The sequence below is a fragment of the Litoreibacter sp. JB4-2 genome (assembly GCF_055693445.1).
Genome location: NZ_CM146334.1, coordinates 421,766 through 444,829, shown reverse-complemented (window position 1 = coordinate 444,829; position 23,064 = coordinate 421,766). Strand labels below are relative to the sequence as shown.

The window sequence follows — 23,064 nt, the reverse complement described above, 5'->3', positions numbered from 1 at the left end:
ACCTCACATTCAGCGCAAGCGCTTCGGGAAATTTCAAGGAACTTAAGTCATGACAAACATTGTAATCGCGTCGGCGGCGCGCACCGCCGTTGGCGATTTTGGTGGATCGCTCAAAGGGTTCACCCCCACGCAATTGGGTGTCGAAACCGCCAAAACCGCAATCGCGCGCGCCGGGATCGCGGCACAGGATGTGCAGCAGGTCTTCTACGGTAATGTGATCCATACCGAACCGCGCGACATGTATGTCTCGCGCACGATCGGGATCGAGGCGGGCGTGCCTCAGGCCGCGCCCGCGCTGACTGTGAACCGCCTGTGCGGGTCTGGCCTGCAAGCGATTGTTTCGGGCATTCAGGCGATTGGTATGGGAGATGCTGAAATTGCCCTTGCTGGTGGCACTGAAAGCATGAGCCGTGCGCCACACATGTTGCCGGCCGGTCGCTGGGGGCAGAAGATGGGCGATGTGTCAGCGGTCGACATGATGATCGCGGTGCTGCACGACCCCTTTGGGCACGGACATATGGGTGTGACCGCTGAAAACGTCGCCGAGAAATACAGCATTGATCGTGAGGCGCAGGATGTCTTCGCAGCAGAAAGCCACAGGCGGGCTGCCGCAGCCGTTAAGGCTGGGTATTTTGATGAACAGATCGTGCCTATGACCATTAAGTCGCGCAAAGGCGAGGTTGATTTTGTGACCGACGAACATATCCGCAGCGCGGTCAGCGTCGAAGACATGGCGCGCCTGCGCGCCGCGTTCAAAAAGGACGGATCGGTTACTGCGGGTAATGCTTCGGGGATCAATGACGGAGCGGCATCCGTTGTCTTGATGACGGAGGAGGCCGCCGCCAACAGCGGGTCAAAACCCATGGCGCGGGTCCTGTCCTATGGTCACGCTGGCGTTGACCCCAAATACATGGGGATCGGGCCTGTTCCTGCGATGAAGAACGCGCTGAGCAAGGCCGGGCTGACGGTCGCCGACCTTGACGTGATCGAGTCCAATGAGGCTTTTGCCGCCCAAGCCTGCGCGGTGAACGCGGAACTGGGCCTTGATCCTGCCAAGGTCAATCCGAACGGAGGAGCCGTTGCCATTGGCCATCCCATCGGGGCCAGCGGGGCGATCATCACCACCAAGCTGCTTTACGAATTGCAGCGCACAGGCGGCAAATACGGCGCCGCGACGATGTGCATTGGGGGCGGGCAGGGGATCGCACTGATTGTGGAGAACCTGAGCGCATGAACGACCTCAAGATGACATGACACAAAACACTGCCATCGTTACCGGAGCTGGGTCGGGCATAGGCTTGTCGATTGCGCATGCCTTGGCCGTAACAGGGAACGATGTCGCGATCATTGACCTGAACGCAAACGCTGCTGAGGTGGCAAGCAACACGATTGCTGACGAGACGGGGCAAAAATCCTGTTGGCATGCTGCGGATGTGACGGATCCTAACGCGTGCAAACGGGCCTATGAGCATGTTGTTAAAACTCTGGGTCCGGCGTCTGTACTGGTCAACAACGCAGGCATCGTCGTGCGCCAGAAAGGCCGGTTGGAAGACCTGTCTATGGGGCATATCGACGAGATGATGGACATTCATGTGGGGGGCACGCTCAATTGGTCGCGTGCGGTTCTTCCCGACATGCGCAAGGCGGGCTATGGGCGGATCATCAACATCTCATCTGTAAATGCGATTGCCGCTGTGCCGTATCGGATCGGATATGTGACGGCCAAGAAGGCCGTCCAGGGCGTGACAGAGGCGCTCGCGCTGGAGACCGCCCGCGCCGGCATCACGGTAAATGCAATCGCACCGGGTTATGTGCTGACCGATGTACTGAAACAGCGCGCCGAGGCAGGTATCCTTGACCGCGACGCCATTGCCGAACGCACGCCGGTCGGGCGGTGGGCAAGGCCGGAGGAAATTGCGAGCGTTGCGGCTTTCCTGGCCTCTGAAGCAGCGGCTTATATCACCGGTACAACCCTGGTGGTAGATGGTGGGCTGTCAATCCGCGGCGATGCCGGCGAAAACCTGATCAACCCACCTGGTTAGGTAAGTGGCGAACCTACGGTTTCCTCCATGACATGGATGACCGAGTTCTCAACATCGACCAACCGGCGCACGGTGGGCTTGTAATTGGCCTGCCATTCCTCTGAGCCATAGACGGCCTCAGTCGCCGTCACACGATGCGCAGCGTCATCAAAACGGCGGATGAAGATGTATCTGTCTGGATCTTCGATCCCGCGAAACATGGCTTCGACCTTCATGCCTTTGGACTCAATGAAAGGACGAACGTGATCGTGCATGAACGCCACCCATTCATCCATGCCGCCTTCCTTGACGGGGTAGATACGTACTTCAAATATTGCCATATCAGGGCTCCTTTTGCTCTTGTCCTCAGTGGACAGGCTTTATGCCCTTAGTGCAATTACGCACGTTTCTGTTTGTTACCGACATGATTGATAGAAATGGCTTCCCTCAGCGCGCGCGCACATAGCTGCCGGGCGCGGGTTCAATAGATTTATACTTGCCGCGTGTGGCAACCTTGCGCGCGGGCCCCAGCGCGCCGCTCAAACCCTCGACCCAGCCCGCCCAGTGCGGCCACCAACTACCTTCGTGCTTTTCTGCAATTTCCAAAAACTCGTCGCGCGATGCGGGATAAGTATCCGCCGTTAAATACCCGTATTTGGGACGCGTCTCCGAGGGTGGATTAATTACACCGGCAATATGGCCCGAGCCGCCGAGCACGAATTGAACCTCGCCGCCCAGCAATCCGGTCGTCGGATAAACTGAAGTCCAAGGTGCAATGTGGTCCTCTACCGTGGCGAGGATGAAGCAAGGCGTCTTGATCTTCGCGAGGTCAATCTTGACCCCGTTCATTTCCAGCCCGCCGGGCCGGCGCAGGCGGTTTTCGAGATAAATTTGCTCCAGATACCACAGCAGCATCGCTGCAGGCAGGCGCGTGGAATCCGAGTTCCAATAAAGCAAATCAAAGGCGCGTGGTTTGGTGCCGCGCAGATAGTTGGATTCGTAGAACGACCAGATCAAGTCATTCTCCCGCAGCATCGAAAACATGTCTTGCAGATGATGCGACTCCAGATACCCTTTCTCAGCCATGTGCCCGCGCAGGATTTCCAGCCGGTTGTCGTCGATGAACACGCCAATCTCGCCGACGTCTTCGAAATCCACCATCGTGGCCAGTGTCGTCGCCGAATTGATCCGGTCATCCTTGATTGCCGCCAAGTAAGCCAATGTTGCAGTCACCAGAATGCCACCGATGCAAAAGCCAAGAATGTTGGCCTTGTCATGCTTTGTGATGTCGCGGATTGCATCCAGCGCCGCCAGTGGGCCCAGTGTCATGTAGTCTGAAAAATCGTCTTCGGCATGTTCTTTGGTTGGGTTCACCCAAGAGATCACAAAGACCGAATGCCCGCGGTCCAGCATGTAGCGGATCAGGCTGTTCTTGGGCTGCATGTCGAGGATGTAGAACTTGTTGATCCACGCAGGGACGAACAAAAACGGCACCTCATGCTGTTTTTCAGTGCGCGGGTGATACTGGATCAACTGCATCAGCTCATTCTGAAACACCACCTCTCCCTCGGTCGTGCCCAAATCTTCGCCCACGGTGAAAGCTGTCTGATCATTTGTCGCGACATCCAACCTGCCATCACCGCGCTCCAAATCGTTCAGCAGATTTTCCAAACCATCCAGCAGGCTGTCCCCGCCACTTTCCACAAACCGCTTTTGAGCAGCGGCATTGGTGGCAAAGTAGTTTGACGGCGAAAGCACACTCAGCATCTGGCGGCTGTAGAATTTCACGCGCAGTTGATCGCGAGATTGGGAATCCAGACGATCCAGCAACGTGCCGACCGTGTCCTCAAACACCCGGTACACCTCGCGATAAACCCGGGCGGTCGGGTCTTCATTCCAGCTTTTGTCTTTGAAACGGCGGTCCGCATCTCGGGCCTCAGTTTCGCCAGCGGTCATGGCTTCCCACAAACGCGTCATAGCGGTGCCAGCTTCCATCTGCACTTGCAGCAAATCTGCTGGTTTTGAGATCAGGTCAAACCATGTATTGGCATAGGCAGTGGCCAAGGTCTGTCCGTCCATCAACGAAAACTCAGAACCCGAGGCCTTAGCCAAAGACATGGTCTGAATCTTTTGCCCGATGACGGCGGCACGCTGGGTCAGCAGCATCAACCGCGTCATCTTTTTCGCGATTTCACCCGTGTCGATTTCAATATTGTCCATTCTGTCCTCCTACCAACCCTGACACATCAGACGACGCCGTATGCAAGCATCGCGTCAGCGACTTTCTTAAATCCCGCTATGTTCGCGCCTTTAACGTAGTCGCAATACTCCGCCCCGTCTTCCCCGCCGTAGTCAGTGCACTTGCTATGAATACCCGTCATCAACTGACGCAGGCGTTCCTGCAGCTCGTCTTCAGTCCATGCAAGGCGGGCAGCGTTCTGGCTCATTTCAAGACCAGACAGCGCAACGCCCCCCGCGTTTGCTGCTTTGCCGGGACCAAAGAGGATGCGTGCCTCCTTGAATATCGACACACCATCCAGATCGGTCGGCATATTGGCACCCTCCACCACGGCCTTGCATCCGTTGGCGACAAGCGTTTTTGCGTCCGCGCCACTAATCTCATTCTGTGTGGCACAAGGGGCCGCGACATCGCAGGGTACACCCCAAGGGCGCGCGCCCGCATGATACGTGGCTGATGGATATGCCTCGACATAGTCCGCAATCCGTCCCCTGCGCTGGGTCTTGTGGGCTTTGACCCAATTGATCTTGCCTAGATCGAACCCGTCCGGATCATGCACAAAGCCCTGCGAATCTGACAGTGTTAGAACCTTTCCGCCAAGCTGCACGATCTTCTCAGCGGCATGGGTAGCGACATTGCCAGAGCCTGAGACAATCGCCGTCTTGCCCTCAAGGCAGTCGCCCACGCGGGACAGCATTTCCTGCAGAAAATAGATCGCACCGTATCCCGTTGCCTCTGTTCGCACCAGGCTGCCGCCGAACTCCAATCCCTTGCCCGTCAGCACGCCAGAGAAACGATTGGTGATGCGTTTGTACTGCCCAAACATATAAGCAATCTCGCGCCCGCCCACGCCGATATCACCAGCCGGAACATCAATGTCGTCGCCGACATGTCGGTAAAGCTCTGTCATGAAGGACTGACAGAACCGCATAACCTCGTGATCGGATTTACCCTTGGGATTGAAGTTTGAGCCGCCCTTGCCGCCACCCAGCGGCAGGCCGGTCAGGCTGTTCTTGAAGGTCTGCTCAAACGCCAGAAATTTCAGGACGCTTTCCGTAACGCTGGGATGGAACCGGATGCCGCCTTTGTAGGGTCCGATGGAGTTGTTGTTCTGCACTCGCCAGCCGCGCTGCACGCGGATGTTATTGTCGTCATCTTCCCAGCAGACCCGAAAGCTAACGACACGGTCCGGCTCTGCGATACGGCGGAGGATCTGATATTCGTGGTATTCTTCCTTGTCCTCGATGAAGCCAAATATATCCTGCGCTACCTCATGGATGGCTTGAACAAATTCGGTCTGCCCGGGATTGCGCTTTTCAACACCAGCCATGAAATCAGTGAAACCAACGTGATCTGAGACGGCCATGGGGTCCTCCTTAGCTTATCAGGTTCAGCAGCTTGTCAGGGCTCTCCCCAAGGACCTAACTGAATAGGCTGTCCTTCCTTCTGATCCGCACCGTGCTCGGTCAGCCGATGGCTGCGAACAGGCTGTACCACACAGCTTCGCGGTCCACTCAGATACGGTATCCTCACTCGAACGAGTCGATGAGCAGTTGTGTCAGGCCGGGGTGAACCCGCCGTCAATCGTGTAGGTGCTCCCGTTGATGAAGCTCGCTTCGTCCCGTCCAAGGAAGGAAACAAGTGCAGCAACTTCTTCTGGTGTTCCGTATCGGCCAGCAGGGATGGCGGCGATCACCTTTTTGCGCGCCTCTTCGACGCCGCCCGCATTGGGGTCATCCTTGGTCGCTTCCATCATGTCTTGTTCGACCGCAGCCAGCATATCGGTGTCGATCTGACCGGGGCAGATCACATTGACCCGGATATTGTCCCCGCCATGGGCTTTGGCCGCGACGCGGGTCAGGCCCACGATGGCATGTTTGCTGATGCAATAAACCGGCATTGTTACCCGGCCGGCCTGCACGGAAGCGGCAGAGCCGACGTTCACAACCGATCCCCCGCCAAATTTTCGCAGCACGGGGATGGCATGTTTCATAACCAGAAAGCTGCCGGTGACGTTGATGTCCATCACCTTGTGATAGTTCGCCATATCCTGATCTTCGATCAGGGCGTTGTCGCCCGTAATACCGGCTCCGTTGAACACGATGTCCAGTCTGCCAAAGGTGTCGACTGCGCGGTCGATCATGGCGCGCACGTGGTCTTCGTTTGAGACGTCCGTGATCTGTGAAACGATGCCCGGGGTTTCCGCGGCCAGGGCGTCAAGCTTGCCTTCGCTGCGTCCTGCAGCAACAACTTTGGCGCCGTCTGCAGCTAGTCGTCTGGCTGTCGCCTGTCCAATCCCGCCAGTTGCCCCTGCAACGATGGCGACCTTCCCCTCCAACGGCTTGTCCATACGGAGTTACTCTCTTTATTTATCCGACTAAAACGCTGCTCTTTCATGAAATAAAATGCAAGTACCTACAATTATGTAAGTAATATGTTTGCGTGCCTGATCCTCACCTTGGAGACTGCGGCGATCACTTTTTGGGGTGGTCGAGAAAAGCGCGGGCCTGTTCTCTGGTTTCAAACAAATGCATCCGGGATTTGTCGAATACCTTATCCAGCTTCATCCGCATAAAGGCCGAACCGGAATAACGCGTAACTTCGCGATAATACCGGCTCGTGACATCCTCAACCATCTCGGCCCAGGCGGTCTCAAGCGTGTCATCAATGCGAAATCCGTCATAGTTTGCGATCACGTCCACAGGTCGGCCATGGGCTTCGCAGATGCGCACGACCAGATCACGCACCTTTCTGACGTCCTCGGCGGTCCGCACGCGCATCTTCTCAAAATTGAGAAACAGCTGGTCGTTCTTGTCATGCAGCGCAATGCGGTCGGGCAGGTCGAGCTGCAAAAGATCCGTGCGCAAATCCATCTCGCCCTCGGCAAAGATGCGCGCGTCCATCTCGATCACTTCGTCCATTGAGGGCCGTGTTTCCATCTGGTTCAGAATATCCCGTTCCAGATCTATGCCCGGCGCAACCTCGGTCAGCTTCACACCTGCTTCGGTCAGCTCAAAGACGCATCGCTCCGTCACATAGAGCACTTTTTGCCCCAATCGCGCGGCGCGCGCGCCAGAGAAGGTCACTTGCTCAACCGCGCTCAGGAATTTCCGGGCCTTGCCCTCCTGCGTGATCCTCAAACCCACCTCTGTGATAGCTATGTCCAACCCTCCGGTTGTAAACGTCCCCGTAAAGACCAGAGCGCGCGCGTTCTGCGAAATGTTGATGAAGCCGCCCGCACCAGCCAGCCGGAGTCCAAAGCGGGAGACATTGACGTTGCCCATCTGATCCACCTGCGCCATGCCGAGACACGCCAAATCAAGCCCGCCGCCATCGTAGAAATCAAACTGATTGTTCTGCGGGATGATCGCATCCGTATTAACAGCCGCGCCAAAGTCGAGGCCGGAGGCCGGTTGCCCGCCAACCACCCCGGGTTCAGCGGTCAGGGTCAGATGAGATATCAAACCTTCCTCCGCCGCCACGGCTGCAACACCCTCCGGCATGCCGATGCCCAGATTAACGACGCCATTGATCGGCAGTTCAAAGGCCGCGCGCCGCGCGATGATCTTGCGCGCATCAAGCGGCATTGGCGCAATTTCCCCCTGGGGGGAGCGCATTCGATTGGTAAAGGCTTGGCTGAACGCGGTGCCATAGGTCTGCGGGTGATACTCAGGACGTGCGACCACAACCGCATCGACCAGAACACCCGGAATATGCACGTCACGCGCTGGAAGCGTGCCGCTGGCCGCAATCCGCTCCACCTGAACGATCACCACACCACCGGAGTTCTTCGCCGCCATAGCTTGCGCAAGATTGTCCAACAACAACGCCTCGCGCTCCATCATGACATTCCCCGCCTCATCAGCGGTCGTTCCGCGCAACAGCGCGACAGAGATCGGGCGGGCAGGGTAGAACAGCATGTCCTCGCCGCGCATCGGCATCAACTCAACCTGCGCCTCGGTGCTTTGCTCGTTGACAGCCCCGCCGCCGTTGCGCGGGTCTACAAATGTCTCCAACCCCACCTTGGTCAGCAGGCCCGGCTTGCCCGCCGCGATATCGCGGTAGAGCTGGCTGATCACCCCTTGCGGCAGGTTCCAGCCCTTGATTTTACCTTCCACGGCGAGAGCCGCGACTTTTGGGATCAGCCCCCAATGGCCACCAATCACCTGTTCCAGCAGCCTTTCGTGGCCTAGCCGGTTCAATCCGCGCGTCTTGCCGTCGCCCTGACCTGCGGCAAAGAAAAGCGTTAGGTCGCACGGTTCCTGCGTTTCGAGAAAGCGGGTTTCGATGGCGGCGAGTAATTCGTCCGGCACGCCAGTTCCAACAAAACCAGAGGTTGTGATCGTATCGCCGTCCTTGATCAGGGCGGCAGCGTCGGCGGGGCTGATGACTTTTCTGCGCATGGTCTCACCCTACCTCTTGTTTGCAACTTCACTCAAACAATCTTCGCTTCCGTCGCCGCCCTCAGCTGCTCCTCAGAGACGCCGTCGGCCAGCTCGAGGATTTTCAACCCGCCCTCGACCACCTCCAGAACGCCGAGGTTGGTGATGATCATATCGACCACCCCTTTGCCCGTCAGCGGCAGGGTGCAGGCTTTCAAAAGCTTGCTGTCGCCATGCTTGTTCGTGTGGTCCATCACCACGATCACCCGGCCGACACCCGCCACCAGGTCCATCGCGCCGCCCATGCCTTTGACCAGCTTTCCGGGGATCATCCAGTTCGCCAGGTCACCGTTTTCAGCGACCTCCATTGCCCCCAGAATCGCCGCCGCGATCTTGCCGCCTCGGATCATCCCAAACGAGGTCGCGCTGTCGAAGTAAGAGGTCCGGTTCAGCTCCGTGATCGTCTGCTTGCCCGCATTGATCAGGTCCGGGTCTTCCTCGCCCTCAATCGGGAACGGGCCCATGCCCAGCATCCCGTTTTCCGACTGCAGCGTGATGTCCTTATCGCCCACATAATTCGCCACCAGCGTCGGGATCCCGATGCCAAGGTTCACATACATGCCGTCTTCCAGCTCCGCGGCGGCCCGCTCGGCCATTTGATTGCGATCCCACATTATGCTGCCCTCGTCGTGCGTTGTTCGATACGTTTTTCATGCGTGCCCTGGATCAAGCGATGCACATAGATGCCCGGCACATGGATCAGGTCCGGGTCAAGGCTGCCCGTCGGTACGATTTCCTCGACCTCCGCCACGCAGACCTTGCCGCACATCGCCGCCGGAGGGTTAAAGTTCCGCGCCGTCTTGCGGAAGATCAGGTTGCCCGTCTCATCGGCCTTCCACGCCTTCACGATGGAAAGATCAGCAAAGATGCCTTCCTCCATAATGTAGGTCTCGCCGTTGAACTCCTTATGCTCCTTGCCCTCGGCAATCACCGTGCCGACGCCGGTCTTGGTGTAAAACCCCGGAATACCCGCACCGCCCGCGCGCATCCGCTCCGCCAGAGTGCCCTGCGGGTTGAACTCGATCTCCAGCTCACCCGCCAGATACTGCCGCATGAACTCGTCATTCTCGCCCACATAGGAGGACATCATCTTGCTGATCTGCCGCGTGTCGAGCAGCTTGCCCAAGCCAAACCCGTCAACCCCGCAATTGTTCGACGCAATCGTCAAACCCGTCACCCCACTCGCCACAATCGCATCAATCAACAACTCCGGGATCCCGCACAAACCAAACCCACCAGCCGCTATCTGAATGTTGTCTTGCAACAAACCGTCAAGGGCTGACGCCGCATCAGCGTAAATCTTATTCATGCCATATCCTCTAAAAGTCTGGACGCCTCACCGCGTCAATTAAGCCCTGAAAATTGTAATGCTCGCGCTCACCCCAGCGGACGCCGCGCGAGGGAAAAATCCTGACCATTCGGGCCGCCAATGGGCCGTGTCGCCATATAGACCGCCAATTCGCCGATCTCATCGGGGTGTTTCAAGCGCTCCCAAGGCGGGAAACGTTCGGGCGGGTTTTCGGCAAACTTCGCAAGAATTTCTTCTGACGTCGTTTTCTGCCCGGTCACCGCATCCCGGTTTAGCATCCCCGTCGCAACGGGGCCGGGGATCAGATTGTTGACGTCGATCTTGCGTTGCCACAGCTCGTTTGCAAGCGCGCCCGTGAACATGTTCATCGCCGCCTTGGAGATGTGGTAGGCGCTGTTATCCGTCCCTGCAGCCTTGCCCATACCCGAGGTTACGTTGATGATCTTCCCCCCGTCCGCGAAACCCTCAAGCAAGAAGCGCGTCACCAAGTAAGGGCCCCGCACGTTGATCTCAATTGTTTTCCACCAACGGTCGGGGTCGGATTCTGCAATGGGGCGAATTTCCAACTCGGCACCTGCGTTATTGACCAAAACGTCAACTTTGCCAAACTCTAACAAGATGCTGTCGCAAAAACTTTTGGTGACATCGGGATCAGACAGGTCGACCGCCCCAACAAGGCAGCGTGCCCCCAAAGCTTCGACCTCGGCTTTGACCGCGTCCAACTCTGACTGGGTGCGCGAACAAATCGCAAGGTCCGCACCCGCGCCAGCCAATGACAAAGCAATGGAGCGCCCCAGTCCACGCCCAGCACCGGTAACAACCGCGAGTTTTCCTGATAGCTCATGTCCGTCGCTCATGATCTCTCCTCTTGTTAGGTGACCGGTGCCGCGAGTGGCCTGCGCCGCCCATCAGACGAAACCGGCGCTGGTTTGCGTCTTTAGGCCACCACATTTTTCAAAGGGTGCCGACTGTTGTGCAAATGCGCAAGTACATACAATTTTGTAAGTATTGTTGAGAGTCCAGACGCGCGCTTCGGTTTCTTTCGGGCTCGCGGCGCGGCGAATTCTCTACAGACGGTACGGGCGAATAGACTACTCTCCTTCTTGCAGCCATCACTATAATTCATGTGCCTATTGGCAGGAATTGTACGTACTTGTGCAGATCACTGTGCCTTGTAGGTAATGGACTGGGATTGAAAATCGACGGTCATTGGCTCCGTCGCCACTGCCATTGGATGTTGATCGGAAGTCAACGCCAAGGCTTTGCATTGATGACCACGCCCCGCCAACTGATCGGATGCCGCTTCCTTGTGACGGGAAGCACGGACCTGACCCGCAAAGGACACTGACATGACCCGATACCCCGAACTGAACCTTCTGATTGACGGTGAATGGCGCAAGGCATCCGACGGCAAGACGCAACCGGTGATCAACCCATCCAACGAGGCGGTACTTGCTCAATTGCCGGCGGCCTCTCCCGATGATCTGGACGCGGCCCTCGCATCGTCCAAGCGGGGCTTTGAGACATGGCGGGCGATGTCGCCCTATGACCGGGCGCGCATCCTGATTGACGCCGCGAACCTTGTGCGCGCACGTGCCGATAAGATCGCCATTGCAGTCACCCTTGAGAATGGCAAACCGTTGGCCGAGGCGAAGGCAGAAGTTGGCACGGTATCAGACATCATCGAATTTAGCGCCGAGCAGGGCAAACGCATGCATGGTCGCATCGTAGAGGGCCGCGCGCCGGGCACGACACATTACGTCACCCATGCGCCGGTCGGTCCCTGCCTTGCGGTCACGCCCTGGAACTTTCCGATCAACACCGTCTCAAAGAAAGTGGGCGCATCGCTTGCCGCGGGCTGTTCTGTGATCGTGAAAGCCTCCAACGAAACACCCGCCTCAGCGATCCTGCTGACCCAGGCATTGATGGATGCAGGCCTGCCCAAAGGGGTTGTAAACGTGGTCTTTGGCCCCTCAGCGCTGCTGACCAAGCACCTGTTGGATTCCGATGTCATCCGCAAAATCTCTTTGACCGGATCGGTGCCTGTGGGCAAGCAGCTGTCCAAAATGGCTGCAGATCGCATGCAGCGGGTCACGATGGAACTGGGCGGCCATGCGCCAGTCGTGGTCTGGGATGACGTGGATATCGCGAAGGCGGCGGACCTGATGGTCATGGGCGCTTTCCGCAACGCGGGACAAATCTGCATCTCACCCACGCGCTTTTTGTGCAAGACAAAATCTATGGCGACTTCGTTGATGCCTTTACCGAACGCGCAACCAAACTTGTGGTGGGTGACGGCATGGACCCTGCGTCTCAGATGGGGCCGCTGGCGAACCCACGGCGTCTGGGCGCGATGGAGGAGTTCGTCGACGACGCTCGCAATCGCGGCGCCACAATAACCACGGGCGGTGAACGGATCGGCAATCAAGGCTATTTCTTCGCCCCAACCGTGGTCAAGGACGCGCCTGATGACTGCATGCTGATGACCGAAGAGCCCTTTGGCCCGGTGGCCCCAATGACCCGTTTCAGCGATTTGAACGACGTCGCGGCCCGGGCCAACGCATTGGAGCTGGGACTCGCGTCCTACGCGCTGACCAACTCGATGGAACGCGCCCACGCCACGGCAGACGCTTTGGAGGCGGGCATGGTCGGGATCAACACCGTCGGCGTGGCCATTCCTGAAACGCCCTTTGGCGGCGTGAAGGAAAGCGGCTACGGCGTCGAGGGCGGCCCGGAAAGCCTTGAGCATTACCTGGTACCGAAATCCATAGCACAGAAGGCATTTCTTTAATCAGGCGAGGGTGCCCGAGTGAGACAACCAAACACGGTTGAGTACCAGAACGGCCGTGGGTTGCTGATGATGGCACTTGGCTTCTTTTGTTTTGCCAGCAGTGACACGTTGACCAAGCTGCTGACCGATACGGCGCATCCGGTACAGATTGTTTGGGCACGCCAAGCCGGATTGGTCGCCGTAGTGCTGATCCTCGCGATGCGGCGGGGATTTGGTTTTTTCAAAACCGCGTTCCCCAAGCTTCAGATCACGCGCGGGGCGTTGGCTGTTCTTGCCCCTTTATGCAACGCGGTGGCCTTTGCCTTTGTCCCACTGGCTGAGGCCATGGCAGTCACCTTCGTCGCGCCTTTGATCGTCACTATTCTGGGGGCTTTCTACCTCAGGGAATATGTCGGTCCAAAATTGTGGATAGCGACGGCGCTGGGGTTTGTTGGTGCGATCATTGTGGTTCGCCCGGGCGGCGGCGTGCTTCATCCAGCGATCTTTCTGGTGTTTGTCGCCGCGTCCTTGTTCGCGGTGCGACAGGTTATGGGCCGCGTGCTGGCTACGAAAGACAGCACGCATGTCACGCTCGCCTATACCGCCTTTGTCGGATTTCTGGTACTTTGCATACCGTTGCCGTTCTTTTGGAAAACCCCTGAGACGGGGCTGACGGCGCTGGTCTTCGTCGCGATGGCGCTTTTCGCCGCTCTGGGGGAGGTGTTGATCATCCGCGCGGTCGAGATTTCGAGAACGTCGGTTGTGGCCCCAATGCAGTACTCGACCATCATCTGGGCCACGCTTTTTGGCTGGTTGATCTTTGCGCAATTCCCCGATGGCTGGACCGGTGTCGGGACCGCAATCATCATAGCGACTGGGATCTACATCATCCGATCCGAAAGCCGCAGCGGCTCCAAAACGTGACCTGATTTACCGGCACGCTGATCGAATAACCCGACGGATCAAACTATGCTGCGGTTTCCGATTTTGCGCTGGATTTGCCTTTTTCTTCTTCGAGGCGTTCTTTCTTGAACTGAATGCCCCACTCGCGCATGACTTCCAACACAGGCTGGAGCGATCTTCCGAATTCGGTCAGCTCATATTCCACGCGCGGCGGAACCTCAGCATAGACATGGCGCTTGATAACGCCATCGGCTTCAAGTTCGCGAAGTTGCAAGGTGATCATGCGTTGGGTGGCGTTTGGCATATTGCGGCACAATTCGCCGAACCGCTGTCGTTCCACCAGCAAGTTGCACAGGATCACTGGCTTCCAGCGACCGCCGATAACGCTAAGCGTCGCTTCGACATTGCTGCCGGTTCTCCAATCATACTTTCTTGCCATGTCGTACCTCTTATTCGTTCACTTCACCGAGTCATACTCGCAGGATTACCCTGCACGTAGATGCAGACACTGAAATAGTCAATACATGCGAAATGAAGCACTACTATAATTATTGATCCTATAGTTAGGTACAAAAATGTTGGTACTTGTGTTTTTTTGCCTCGAAACGCAGTTTGCGCGTTAACCTCGATGCAACAAACTCGGAGAGAACATGAAGGCAATTGGTTACACAGAAAAGGGCCCGGTGACTGCTGACGCGGCAGCCGTGGAATTCGAAACAGCTGACCCAACACCCGGTGCCAACGACCTTCTTGTAGAAGTGCGCGGCGTGTCGGTGAACCCGGTTGACGTCAAGGTACGCAACAACCGTCCGCCGCCCGAAGGTGAGCCGCGCATCCTGGGCTTTGACGCCGCGGGCGTGGTGCGCGAAGTGGGCTCGGACGTGACTGGCCTTCAGGCCGGTGACGAAGTGTTTTACGCAGGCGAATTCACCCGCGATGGCAGCAATGCGCAGTTGCAATGCGTGGATGAACGCCTTGTTGGCAAGAAACCGTCATCGCTTGATTTTGCCGAAGCTGCAGGATTGCCGCTGACCAGTATCACCGCATGGGAAATGTTGTTTGACAGCTTTGGCATTGCCGAAGGCGAAGGCGCTGGCGAAGCGCTTTTGGTGATCGGCGGGGCAGGCGGAGTCGGTTCCATCATGATCCAGCTTGCCAAGAAGCTGACTGGCCTGACAGTGGTTGCGACCGCTTCGCGCCCGGACACAGTCGATTGGGTTAAGAAGATGGGCGCGGATCACGTCGTCAACCACCGCAACCCGCTGAATGAAGAAATGGCTGCGATTGGCATTGCGCCCAAATATGTGGCCTCTTTGACCGGAACAGAAGGCCACTGGGACGCGATCATCGAGATGATGAAGCCACGGGGCCATATCGGCATGATCGACGACCCGGCAAACATCAATTGGCAGGCGCTGAAGATGAAAGCCTTGAGCTTTAGCTGGGAATTCATGTTCGCACGTTCGATGTTCAAGGCTGATGACATGGACGCACAGGCCAAGCTCCTGAGCCGTGTCTCTGCATTGGTAGATGCGGGCGACGTAGTCTCGACCGTGAACAAGAAGATGGGTCCACTCACAGCAGAAAGTCTGAGAGAAGCTTTGGTGCACCAAGACAGTGGTGCCGCCGTCGGCAAGACCGTACTCGACGGCATTAGCTGATAACGCTTTTTGGGAAGGCTTTTCGGGCCTTCCCATTTTTCTGGCGACCGGCACATATTCCAACTGGACCCGGTCTAACGCTCAGTCCCGAACAAGGAACCCGCCATGAACCGACTGGATGACAAGATTGCTTTGATCACCGGTGGTGCGGCCGGGCAGGGCGCCGACGAGGCCGAGCTTTTCATTGAAGCCGGCGCGCAGGTTGTCATCACAGACATCAACGCTGACTTGGGCGCAGAGACTTCTGCTCGTCTCGGCGATGCCTGCCACTTCGTCAAACATGATGTCGCCTCAGAAGACGATTGGGACAACGTTATCGCGGAAGTTGCTCGGTTGCATGGTCGGTTGGACGTGCTGGTCAACAACGCTGGTATCTTCCGGGTGCTGACATTGGAAGAAACGACGCTCAAAGACTGGAACCAGACTGTGGCGATCAACCAGACGGGCGTGTTTCTGGGCATGCAAAAGGCCGCACCACTAATGAAGCAGGCCAAGTGCGGCAGCATCATCAATATCTCGTCGGTCGCGGGGCTTTGGGGCGCTAAAGCTCATGCCTACTGCGCAACAAAATGGGCGCTGCGCGGCATGACCAAATCCGCGGCGAAAGAGCTTGGCGCATACGGTATCCGCGTCAATTCCGTGCATCCCGGTTTCATCGACACGCCGATGCTTGAAGCGCATGGCGTCTCGGGCGCGGACTTGGCGGCGAAGGTGCCATTGGGCCATCTGGCCGAGGTCAGGGACGTCGCCAATATGGTACTGTTTCTCGCGTCAGACGATTCCGCCTATTGTACCGGCCATGAATTTGTCGTGGACGGCGCGCTCAGTTCTTGAGCGTCAAGAAAAGGATCGGTCCAACAGGTCCGTGTCCGCACCCAAGCCCGGGGCGTCAGATAGCGTAACAATCCCGTCTTGTAAGGGTAGCGGAAAGACCTGATCGCGAAACGCGTTTTCGTTCACATCGCATTCCAGCAATCCCGGCCCACCTGCAGCCGCCAGCAAATGGGCTGAAGCCGCAAGCGCGACCCCGCCGCCCAGCGAATGCGGGCAATAGGTCAGCCCGTTTGCCACTACGCTGCGCGCAACCGGAAGGCACTCAGAAAACCCGCCCCACTTGGCAATATCGGGCTGGATGATGTCGAGCCATTTTTGTTCGATAACTGCGTCGTACTCCGCGCCTGTGATAAAATTCTCTGCTCCGGCAATCGGCACGGTCGTTGCCTCTTTGAGGGCGAACCACTGCTCAGGCGGTGTGTCCACCGGCATCGGCTCTTCGATCCAATAAGGGGCGAAAGGCTCGATCCACTCCATGGCTTCGATAGCCGCCTGGGGCGTCCATCCTTGATTGGCATCCAGAAGGAAGACCTCATCCCCCGAGATATCGCCAGCAACCGCTGCGACATTGGCTTTGTCCGTCTCGTCCCCAAAACCAACCTTTACTTTGAACTTCCTATGTCCGCGCGCTCGTGCCGCTGCCACCGTATCAAGCACCCCGGCAGGGTTGATCCCACTGGCATAGGCCGGGATGACGTTCCGCTCAGATCCCAGCAGCGCATAAACAGGCAGGCCCGCGCGGCGTGCAACCATGTCCCAAACCGCGATGTCGACCCCGGCAATGGCCTGGGCAATCGGTCCCGGCTCCCCGGTTTGCAAACGCAGGATATGCAGCATCTCATTCATCGCCGCATAGCAGTCCTGCGGCGAGCCAAAGCTTTGCCCGGCCAGCCGGGTGGCAAGTTCCGTCTCGACCAATTGCTGACGGTGCGGCGCGCCGCAGACCGGAAAGTTGCACCAGATCTCACCATAGCCCATGACGCCCGAGGCATCGGTCACGCGGACCAGTAATGTGGGCCGGTCATACATAATGCCAAAGGAGGTACGCACAGGGGTTTCGATTTTGGTGCGCACCAAAACGGCCTCGACCTTGTTCAGTGTCAGGCTCATATCGACGCTTGCGGTCATTGCGTGTCTCCTAACCCTTGGCGTCCTGAAGGATCATGTCGCTAGCCTTTTCACTGATCATGATCGCACCTGCGTTGGTATTGCCAGATACGATCTGAGGCATGATGGCGCAATCTGCCACGCGCAACCCCTTTATGCCATGCACGCGCAAGCGGTCGTCCACAACGGCCATCGGGTCAGACCCCATCTTGCACGAGCCGGTCGGGTGATACACGGTCGTTGAATTGCCCCGGATCCAATCCAAGACCGCGTCGTGATCATCGCTGTCCAGATTCGCAGGCGGGCGAAACTCTTCACTGATTTCCGCTGCCAGCGGATCCTGCCGAGCGATCCGGCGTGAAATGCGAACGCCTTCGACAGCTTTGCGCTGGTCGTTTTCGGTGGCCAGATAGTTCGGAACAATATGCGGGTGTTTGAGCGGGTCGGCACTGGCCAGCCGTACTTCGCCCGTGCTTTCAGGACGCAGCACACAGACCGTTGCGGTAAACGCGGAAAACGGATGAACACCCTCGGCAGGGCTGTCTGCGGACCAAGGATTGATATGAAACTGGATGTCGGGCAGGTCCAGATCATCGGACGTGCGCAGAAACCCAAAGGCCATGCTGGCCCCCATCGTCATCGGCCCCTTGCGGGTCAGGGCATATTGCATCGCCACCTTGGCCTGGCTGAACAGGCCCCGGACATCATCGTTGACCGTGCGGTTGCGGGTCTTGAAGGACGTGCGGGCCTGCAGATGGTCCTGTAGGTTTTTGCCAACACCGGGCAAGTTATGCACCGGCGTCACACCCTTGTCCTGCAAAGCCTCGGCATCCCCAACGCCCGACAACATCAAAATGTGGGGCGATCCAACAGCACCTGCCGACAAGACCACCTCGCACCGCGCTTTGATAATGCGCGTGCCGCCTTTCCCGATCACTTCGATGCCAGTCGCCTGATTGTCCTCAATGATCACCTTTGACACTTGCGTATTGGTCAAAATATCAAGGTTCGAGCGGCTGCGGACAGGGTTGAGATACCCCACAGCGGTGCTGGAGCGGCGCCCGTTCTTGGTGGTCAGCTGAAAGAAGCCAACACCTTCCTGCTGCGCACCGTTGTAATCCGGGTTCTCCGGGTAGCCCGCATTCTTGGCCGCTGCAATCCACGCCTCGCAAATCGGGTGTTTGTAAACAGGGTCAGAGACGGACAAAGGCCCGTCATCGCCATGAAACTCATCCGCGCCGCGCTCATTGCTTTCGGCCCGCTTGAACAGCGGCAGCACGTCCTCCCACGCCCAACCGACATTGCCAAGTTGGCGCCAATGGTCGTAGTCCTCCTGCTGGCCACGGACGTAGAGCAATCCGTTCAGGGCGGAACTGCCGCCCAGAACCTTACCGCGCGGCCAGGGTACCTCCTTACCCTTCAGCTCAGGGCAGGGATCAGTCTTATAACACCAATCGTAGCCGGGATTGTTCATGGTCTTGAAGTACCCGACAGGCACGTGAATCCACGGGTATAGGTCCCTTGGCCCGGCCTCAATCAGGATCACCTTGTTCTTGGGGTCCGCACTCAGCCGATTTGCCAGCACGCACCCCGCCGACCCGGCCCCTACAACTATATAATCTGCTTCCATGAAACGTCCTGATCGTTGCCCAACAGTACTTGGGCCGAACCGTGCGGGAGAAACACGGCCCGGCCTTCAGGGGGAATGGCCTAGAGCGGTTTGAGGCCAAGCATCTGACGCGCCTCTGCCGCTGTCGCCATCGTTCCCCCCAGTTGATCGACAATGTGCACGGCTTTCTCCACCAGTTGTGCGTTGCTTTTTGCCAACTCGCCTTTGGCGACATAAACGGTGTCTTCCATGCCGATCCGAACGTGACCGCCCAAAAGATATGACTGCGCCAGCATCGGAAACGACATTCGGCCGATCCCGAAAGCCGCCCAGATAGCACCGTCGGGCAATTGTGAAACCAGATAGGCGAGCGTCTGGGTATTGGCCGCTGCGCCGAAATTAATCCCCATCACAAACTGGAACATCACCGGGGGCGTCAGAAGCCCGCGTTTGATAAAATCCTTCGCCATGTTCAGGTCGCCTGAATCGAAGATCTCGATCTCCGGCTTGGTTCCGGCCTCGTCCACGATCTTTGCCATCACCTCCAGCGTCGGCGGCGTGTTGATCACGGTCCAAGTCTTGTTGACCATCGTGTTGAAATCGAGCGTACAGATCTCAGGCTTCAGCTCTTTGACATGGGCCGCGCGCAGGGCAGGGTGGGCGAGTGTGGTGCCCGGACCTGCGACGCTTGGGTCGTCCTCGCTTGGGACAAACCGTTGGCCCTCTCCGGTTGTGAGATTGATGATAACGTCCGAACCCGCTTCCCGGATGCGGTCAACGACCTCCCGGTAAAGGTTGATGTCCATCGACCCTTTGGCTGTTTCGGGGTCACGCACATGCATATGCGCAATGGCGGCCCCGGCCTTGCCAGCGTCGACCGCCGCTTGCGCGATTTGCTCTGGCGTAACCGGCAGATTTTCGTTCTGCGACGGCATCGTGCCATTTCCCGTAACAGCGCAGGTCAGAATGGTTTTCTGTGGCAATTCAATATCCCCTATCAGTGCTCATCCGGCTTCAAAAACTATTGGCAACCCCGTCGCCCACGCCATGTGTCTGCCAAGCGCAAAACAGAACCCCGTCCCGGTGAATCCCCTACACGTGTTTGCAGCGAGTGCTTCTTTGTGGGGCCTGCCGGTTTGCATTTTGAATACTAGGCCAAACTCAGCTTCAGACTAGGAGTTCACAGAGTTAACACCAAGTACCTACATTTTTGTAAGTAAATGAATATAATAACTGTACATGACTTTAAGTCATGAAAATTGCTATTGAAAAGCTGGCATCTTGCAGACGCCTAATAGATGCGCGTTCAGCACGTCACACGGTGTGATCCCGCAACTGAGAAACACCCTTGGTACAACACGTAGATATCGGAGAGGCACTATGCAAAGTCAGGATCTAACGGGGCGCCGCGCGCTTGTCACAGGGGGTGCGTCGGGCATTGGTCTAGCGACTGTTACCATGCTTGCCAGCCGGGGCGCGAAGGTTGCGATGAACCACCTCGATGGCGATCCCGCCGGGGCTGAGCAGATCGACAAGTTAATGGCACAAGGCCTTGATGTCATCGCAGCCCCCGGCAACGTGTCTGTCCCCGGGAATGCCGAAAACATGGTTGAACAGGCAATCGCTGATCTTGGCGGGCTCGACTATCTGGTGAACAACGCAGGTATCTCAGGCACAAAAGACCCCATTCCTCCGTCCGATCTGGGCGGTATTTCGGAAGAGCTTTGGCAGGCGCTGCTCAGCACCAATTTGATCAGCGTCTTCCGCGTGTCGAAGGCCGCAGCCGACGCGCTGAAAGCCTCCGAGGGAGCGATTGTGAACACGGCCTCAACCTCAGGCGTTGGTTTGCAGGGCAGCAGCACGCCCTATGCCGCAACCAAATCCGGGGTGGTCAGCGTTACGCGTTCGCTCGCACGCGGCTTGGCACCTGGCGTGCGCGTCAATGCAGTGGCACCGGGGCAGGTCGCCACGCCGTGGACGGCGGACTGGCCAGAAGAACGCAAGCAAGCCGCGCTCGACAAATCCCTGATCAAACGCCATGTGCAGCCCGAGGATGTGGCGGAATTGATTTCCTTCCTTTTGACAGGGGCCGCGATGATCACAGGCCAGACGATCATCATAGATGGCGGTATGACCGTCTCCTGAGAGATATCTGTGCCAAACCAGTCCCTCGTCGGTCTTCGGGCGCAGCTCTCCTAACGCTTAAAGGCGGAGGCGAGGGGGCCTTGCCTGTTATTGAGGCAGGTCAGAATACGATCCCCATCATGGTCATCGAGACAACCAAAAAGATCACGGTCATGATCCCGCCACTGCGGATAAAATCGGTAACCTTGTAACCCGCAGGGCCCATGATCAGCGCGTTCACCTGATGGGTCGGGATGAGGAATGAGTTGGACGTGGCAATCGCCACCGTCAATGCAAAAACCGCCGGATCGCCGCCCGCGGCGACTGCAATGGAAACTGCTAGCGGCACAAGCAGGACCGTTGCTCCGACATTCGACATTACCAGCGTGAACGCTGTAGCCAGAACGGCGATACCAATCTGCAAGCCAAAGATGGGTACGCCATCCATCAGGCGCAGGATTTCCTGCGCGATCCATGCGGCGGTCCCTGTGTTCTGAACCGCCTGTCCCAGCGGAATGAGGCAGGCCAGCAGGAACACCGTGCTCCAACTCACAGCCCCATAGGCTTCCTCGATCGAGACAACTTTTGTCATGATCATACCCACCGCCCCAACCAACAGGCTAAGCGATAGCCGGATATCGGTGAACAGGATCAGCACCAACGCAATGAGGAAACAAATCAGCGCGTGCAGGACCTTCTGCGGACGCAAATCCTCACGCGGGAAATCTTGGGTCACGACGACAAAATCGCGGTCCTCCGTCAGCCGGGCCAGACGCTCCCATTTGGTGAATGCCACAATCGTGTCACCGGCCTGCAGCGGCACGAGGGCAGCTTTGGTCATTTCCCCATCATGTTCCAGCGTGGTCAGGGTGTCCTGGCCACGGTGGATCGCCATCAGGTTCAATCCATAGGTCTTTCGCATCAGCACATCACGTGCGGTTTTGCCAATCAGGCTGGAGCCGGGCGGGATAACCGCCTCTGCAATTCCTGAATTGGTCAGCGCCAGTTCTTCCCCGAATATCTCAAGCTGCGGCAAGATCCGTGCGCCATATTGTTCAGCAATCTTTTCCACCGCGCCCCGCTCTCCGATCATGGCCAGACGGCAGGGGGTGATCAGCTCGGTCGACACCAATGGCGCAAAAAACCGCGACCCTTTGTGATAGGTTCCGATAATGGTGACATGGCCCTCATGGGTGAGGTCCAAAATCGTGGTCCCATCGACACCGCAATTCTCTGGCATCTCAACCTCGAACACATCAGTGTCGAACCCGTAGGTGTTGTGGAAGTATTCCTTAATGGACCGTGGGTTCGCTCCATCATCACGATCAGCCTGCGCGGGAAGCACAAATCGTCCCAGAACAACAAAATAGATGATCCCGGACAGTACCAGTGCGACGCCAATCGGGGTCACCGCGAACAACCCGAACGTGTCCATCTTTTGGCCCTCCGGTAGGCCCGCATTTGCCGTCAGGATCAGATCATTCAGCAAGATCAGTGGCGACGAGCCCACCATCGTCATCGTGCCGCCAAGGATCGCACAAAACCCCATCGGCATCAGCAGCCGGCTAAGCGGAAGCCCGGTGCGCACCGAAATGCGGCTGACCACCGGCAGGAAAAGCGCCGCCGCCCCGACATTCTGCATGAAAGAGGAGATCACCCCAACGGTGCCCGAGATGATCGGAATGACACGCGCCTCCGAAGACCCGCCATGCTTCAGGATCAAGCCAGCGACCTTGCTCATCAATCCGGTTTTATCCAGCCCGGCGCCAATGATCATGACTGCAATTATAGAAATGACCGCGTTGGATGCGAACCCATCAAACAGGTGGGCGGTATCTGCGATGTTTCCCAATCCGGGAAGTTGCGACAGCAAGCCAAGTGTGACCATGACAACCATCGCCGTGAAATCAATGCGAAACACTTCCGTCACGAACAGGGCGATGGTGATCCCCAGCACGCTCAGAACGACGATCATTTCCGTGGTCAGTTCAATGAGTGGCACTGTCGTACTCTGCCTCTTAATCCAATTTTACGCGCTTGCCCCA

The 23,064-nt window shown here is 57.5% G+C and carries 19 protein-coding genes and 1 pseudogene; 7 read left to right on the top strand and 13 right to left on the bottom strand.

The genetic code is table 11. The features are described 5' to 3' along the window. Positions 1 to 49 precede the first annotated feature (49 nt). Both ACZ1G7_RS02225 and ACZ1G7_RS02220 read left to right on the top strand, forming a co-directional pair. Positions 50 to 1,234: an acetyl-CoA C-acyltransferase family protein gene (locus ACZ1G7_RS02225; RefSeq protein ID WP_472661971.1), complete on the top strand. Its 1,185-nt coding sequence runs from the start codon at positions 50 to 52 to the stop codon at positions 1,232 to 1,234. A 16-nt stretch (positions 1,235 to 1,250) separates the two neighbouring features. Continuing rightward, positions 1,251 to 2,042, top strand: a complete 792-nt coding sequence (locus ACZ1G7_RS02220) for an SDR family NAD(P)-dependent oxidoreductase (protein WP_472661969.1) — start codon at positions 1,251 to 1,253, stop codon at positions 2,040 to 2,042. On the opposite strand, the gene ACZ1G7_RS02215 is transcribed toward ACZ1G7_RS02220, so the two are convergent. The 8 genes from ACZ1G7_RS02215 to ACZ1G7_RS02180 all read right to left on the bottom strand — a co-directional run bounded on the left by ACZ1G7_RS02215 (position 2,039) and on the right by ACZ1G7_RS02180 (position 10,868). Further along, on the bottom strand, positions 2,039 to 2,362 hold the full coding sequence (locus tag ACZ1G7_RS02215) for an NIPSNAP family protein (protein ID WP_472661968.1): 324 nt from the start codon (positions 2,360 to 2,362) through the stop codon (positions 2,039 to 2,041). The genes ACZ1G7_RS02220 and ACZ1G7_RS02215 overlap by 4 nt on opposite strands. 106 nt (positions 2,363 to 2,468) lie before the next feature. Then, the gene (locus ACZ1G7_RS02210) at positions 2,469 to 4,241 is read right to left on the bottom strand and encodes a PHA/PHB synthase family protein (RefSeq protein ID WP_472661966.1); all 1,773 of its coding nucleotides are present in this window, start codon (positions 4,239 to 4,241) and stop codon (positions 2,469 to 2,471) included. 26 nt (positions 4,242 to 4,267) lie between these two features. Next, a complete protein-coding gene (gene gdhA, locus ACZ1G7_RS02205) occupies positions 4,268 to 5,626 on the bottom strand; it encodes an NADP-specific glutamate dehydrogenase (protein WP_472661964.1) in 1,359 nt (452 codons plus the stop codon). Between the two features lie 192 nt (positions 5,627 to 5,818). Next, positions 5,819 to 6,610 carry an SDR family NAD(P)-dependent oxidoreductase gene (locus ACZ1G7_RS02200; protein WP_472661962.1) on the bottom strand — a complete coding sequence of 264 codons (792 nt, stop codon included), beginning with the start codon at positions 6,608 to 6,610 and terminating at the stop codon, positions 5,819 to 5,821. Positions 6,611 to 6,734: 124 nt separating this feature from the next. Further along, complete coding sequence (locus ACZ1G7_RS02195) at positions 6,735 to 8,663, bottom strand: acyl CoA:acetate/3-ketoacid CoA transferase (protein WP_472661960.1); 1,929 nt, start codon at positions 8,661 to 8,663, stop codon at positions 6,735 to 6,737. A 32-nt stretch (positions 8,664 to 8,695) separates the two neighbouring features. Next, positions 8,696 to 9,319 (bottom strand): 3-oxoacid CoA-transferase subunit B, encoded by a 624-nt coding sequence (locus ACZ1G7_RS02190; protein WP_472663648.1) that lies wholly within the window; start codon positions 9,317 to 9,319, stop codon positions 8,696 to 8,698. Next, positions 9,316 to 10,011 (bottom strand): CoA transferase subunit A, encoded by a 696-nt coding sequence (locus tag ACZ1G7_RS02185; RefSeq protein ID WP_472659765.1) that lies wholly within the window; start codon positions 10,009 to 10,011, stop codon positions 9,316 to 9,318. Before ACZ1G7_RS02185 ends, ACZ1G7_RS02190 begins: the two co-directional genes overlap by 4 nt. A gap of 68 nt (positions 10,012 to 10,079) precedes the next feature. Next, on the bottom strand, positions 10,080 to 10,868 hold the full coding sequence (locus ACZ1G7_RS02180) for an SDR family NAD(P)-dependent oxidoreductase (RefSeq protein WP_472661958.1): 789 nt from the start codon (positions 10,866 to 10,868) through the stop codon (positions 10,080 to 10,082). Positions 10,869 to 11,360: 492 nt separating this feature from the next. On the opposite strand from ACZ1G7_RS02180, the pseudogene ACZ1G7_RS02175 reads away from it, so the two are divergent. Both ACZ1G7_RS02175 and ACZ1G7_RS02170 read left to right on the top strand, forming a co-directional pair. Then, positions 11,361 to 12,802 (top strand): annotated as a pseudogene (locus ACZ1G7_RS02175) (NAD-dependent succinate-semialdehyde dehydrogenase). Positions 12,803 to 12,820: 18 nt separating this feature from the next. Further along, complete coding sequence (locus ACZ1G7_RS02170; protein WP_472661956.1) at positions 12,821 to 13,705, top strand: DMT family transporter; 885 nt, start codon at positions 12,821 to 12,823, stop codon at positions 13,703 to 13,705. Positions 13,706 to 13,748: 43 nt separating this feature from the next. On the opposite strand, the gene ACZ1G7_RS02165 is transcribed toward ACZ1G7_RS02170, so the two are convergent. After that, on the bottom strand, positions 13,749 to 14,123 hold the full coding sequence (locus ACZ1G7_RS02165; RefSeq protein WP_472661954.1) for a winged helix-turn-helix transcriptional regulator: 375 nt from the start codon (positions 14,121 to 14,123) through the stop codon (positions 13,749 to 13,751). Between the two features lie 211 nt (positions 14,124 to 14,334). Between ACZ1G7_RS02165 and ACZ1G7_RS02160 the strand changes: the two genes are divergently transcribed. Further along, positions 14,335 to 15,345 carry a zinc-binding alcohol dehydrogenase family protein gene (locus ACZ1G7_RS02160; protein WP_472661952.1) on the top strand — a complete coding sequence of 337 codons (1,011 nt, stop codon included), beginning with the start codon at positions 14,335 to 14,337 and terminating at the stop codon, positions 15,343 to 15,345. 105 nt (positions 15,346 to 15,450) lie between these two features. Beyond that, entirely contained in the window at positions 15,451 to 16,179 is a 729-nt protein-coding gene (locus ACZ1G7_RS02155; RefSeq protein ID WP_472661950.1) for a glucose 1-dehydrogenase, read from the top strand. 3 nt (positions 16,180 to 16,182) lie between these two features. Here ACZ1G7_RS02155 and ACZ1G7_RS02150 read toward each other — a convergent pair whose 3' ends face one another. The 3 genes from ACZ1G7_RS02150 to ACZ1G7_RS02140 all read right to left on the bottom strand — a co-directional run bounded on the left by ACZ1G7_RS02150 (position 16,183) and on the right by ACZ1G7_RS02140 (position 19,878). Beyond that, a complete protein-coding gene (locus ACZ1G7_RS02150) occupies positions 16,183 to 17,307 on the bottom strand; it encodes a mandelate racemase/muconate lactonizing enzyme family protein (RefSeq protein WP_472661948.1) in 1,125 nt (374 codons plus the stop codon). Positions 17,308 to 17,317: 10 nt separating this feature from the next. Next, the gene (locus ACZ1G7_RS02145) at positions 17,318 to 18,916 is read right to left on the bottom strand and encodes a GMC family oxidoreductase (RefSeq protein ID WP_472661947.1); all 1,599 of its coding nucleotides are present in this window, start codon (positions 18,914 to 18,916) and stop codon (positions 17,318 to 17,320) included. Positions 18,917 to 18,996: 80 nt separating this feature from the next. Further along, positions 18,997 to 19,878 carry a beta-keto acid cleavage family enzyme gene (locus ACZ1G7_RS02140; RefSeq protein ID WP_472661946.1) on the bottom strand — a complete coding sequence of 294 codons (882 nt, stop codon included), beginning with the start codon at positions 19,876 to 19,878 and terminating at the stop codon, positions 18,997 to 18,999. Positions 19,879 to 20,275: 397 nt separating this feature from the next. On the opposite strand from ACZ1G7_RS02140, the gene ACZ1G7_RS02135 reads away from it, so the two are divergent. Further along, entirely contained in the window at positions 20,276 to 21,040 is a 765-nt protein-coding gene (locus tag ACZ1G7_RS02135) for an SDR family NAD(P)-dependent oxidoreductase (protein WP_472661945.1), read from the top strand. Between the two features lie 100 nt (positions 21,041 to 21,140). On the opposite strand, the gene ACZ1G7_RS02130 is transcribed toward ACZ1G7_RS02135, so the two are convergent. Next, positions 21,141 to 23,021 (bottom strand): SLC13 family permease, encoded by a 1,881-nt coding sequence (locus tag ACZ1G7_RS02130; protein WP_472661944.1) that lies wholly within the window; start codon positions 23,019 to 23,021, stop codon positions 21,141 to 21,143. Positions 23,022 to 23,064: the final 43 nt, after the last annotated feature.

Excerpts from the sequence above, each read along its gene's own strand:
- ACZ1G7_RS02225 (WP_472661971.1), top strand. The coding sequence starts at position 50 with ATGACAAACATTGTAATCGCGTCGGCGGCGCGCACCGCCGTTGGCGAT.
- ACZ1G7_RS02220 (WP_472661969.1), top strand. The coding sequence starts at position 1,251 with ATGACACAAAACACTGCCATCGTTACCGGAGCTGGGTCGGGCATAGGC.
- ACZ1G7_RS02215 (WP_472661968.1), bottom strand. The coding sequence starts at position 2,362 with ATGGCAATATTTGAAGTACGTATCTACCCCGTCAAGGAAGGCGGCATG.
- ACZ1G7_RS02210 (WP_472661966.1), bottom strand. The coding sequence starts at position 4,241 with ATGGACAATATTGAAATCGACACGGGTGAAATCGCGAAAAAGATGACG.
- gdhA (WP_472661964.1), bottom strand. The coding sequence starts at position 5,626 with ATGGCCGTCTCAGATCACGTTGGTTTCACTGATTTCATGGCTGGTGTT.
- ACZ1G7_RS02200 (WP_472661962.1), bottom strand. The coding sequence starts at position 6,610 with ATGGACAAGCCGTTGGAGGGGAAGGTCGCCATCGTTGCAGGGGCAACT.
- ACZ1G7_RS02195 (WP_472661960.1), bottom strand. The coding sequence starts at position 8,663 with ATGCGCAGAAAAGTCATCAGCCCCGCCGACGCTGCCGCCCTGATCAAG.
- ACZ1G7_RS02185 (WP_472659765.1), bottom strand. The coding sequence starts at position 10,011 with ATGAATAAGATTTACGCTGATGCGGCGTCAGCCCTTGACGGTTTGTTG.
- ACZ1G7_RS02180 (WP_472661958.1), bottom strand. The coding sequence starts at position 10,868 with ATGAGCGACGGACATGAGCTATCAGGAAAACTCGCGGTTGTTACCGGT.
- ACZ1G7_RS02165 (WP_472661954.1), bottom strand. The coding sequence starts at position 14,123 with ATGGCAAGAAAGTATGATTGGAGAACCGGCAGCAATGTCGAAGCGACG.
- ACZ1G7_RS02160 (WP_472661952.1), top strand. The coding sequence starts at position 14,335 with ATGAAGGCAATTGGTTACACAGAAAAGGGCCCGGTGACTGCTGACGCG.
- ACZ1G7_RS02155 (WP_472661950.1), top strand. The coding sequence starts at position 15,451 with ATGAACCGACTGGATGACAAGATTGCTTTGATCACCGGTGGTGCGGCC.
- ACZ1G7_RS02150 (WP_472661948.1), bottom strand. The coding sequence starts at position 17,307 with ATGACCGCAAGCGTCGATATGAGCCTGACACTGAACAAGGTCGAGGCC.
- ACZ1G7_RS02145 (WP_472661947.1), bottom strand. The coding sequence starts at position 18,916 with ATGGAAGCAGATTATATAGTTGTAGGGGCCGGGTCGGCGGGGTGCGTG.
- ACZ1G7_RS02135 (WP_472661945.1), top strand. The coding sequence starts at position 20,276 with ATGCAAAGTCAGGATCTAACGGGGCGCCGCGCGCTTGTCACAGGGGGT.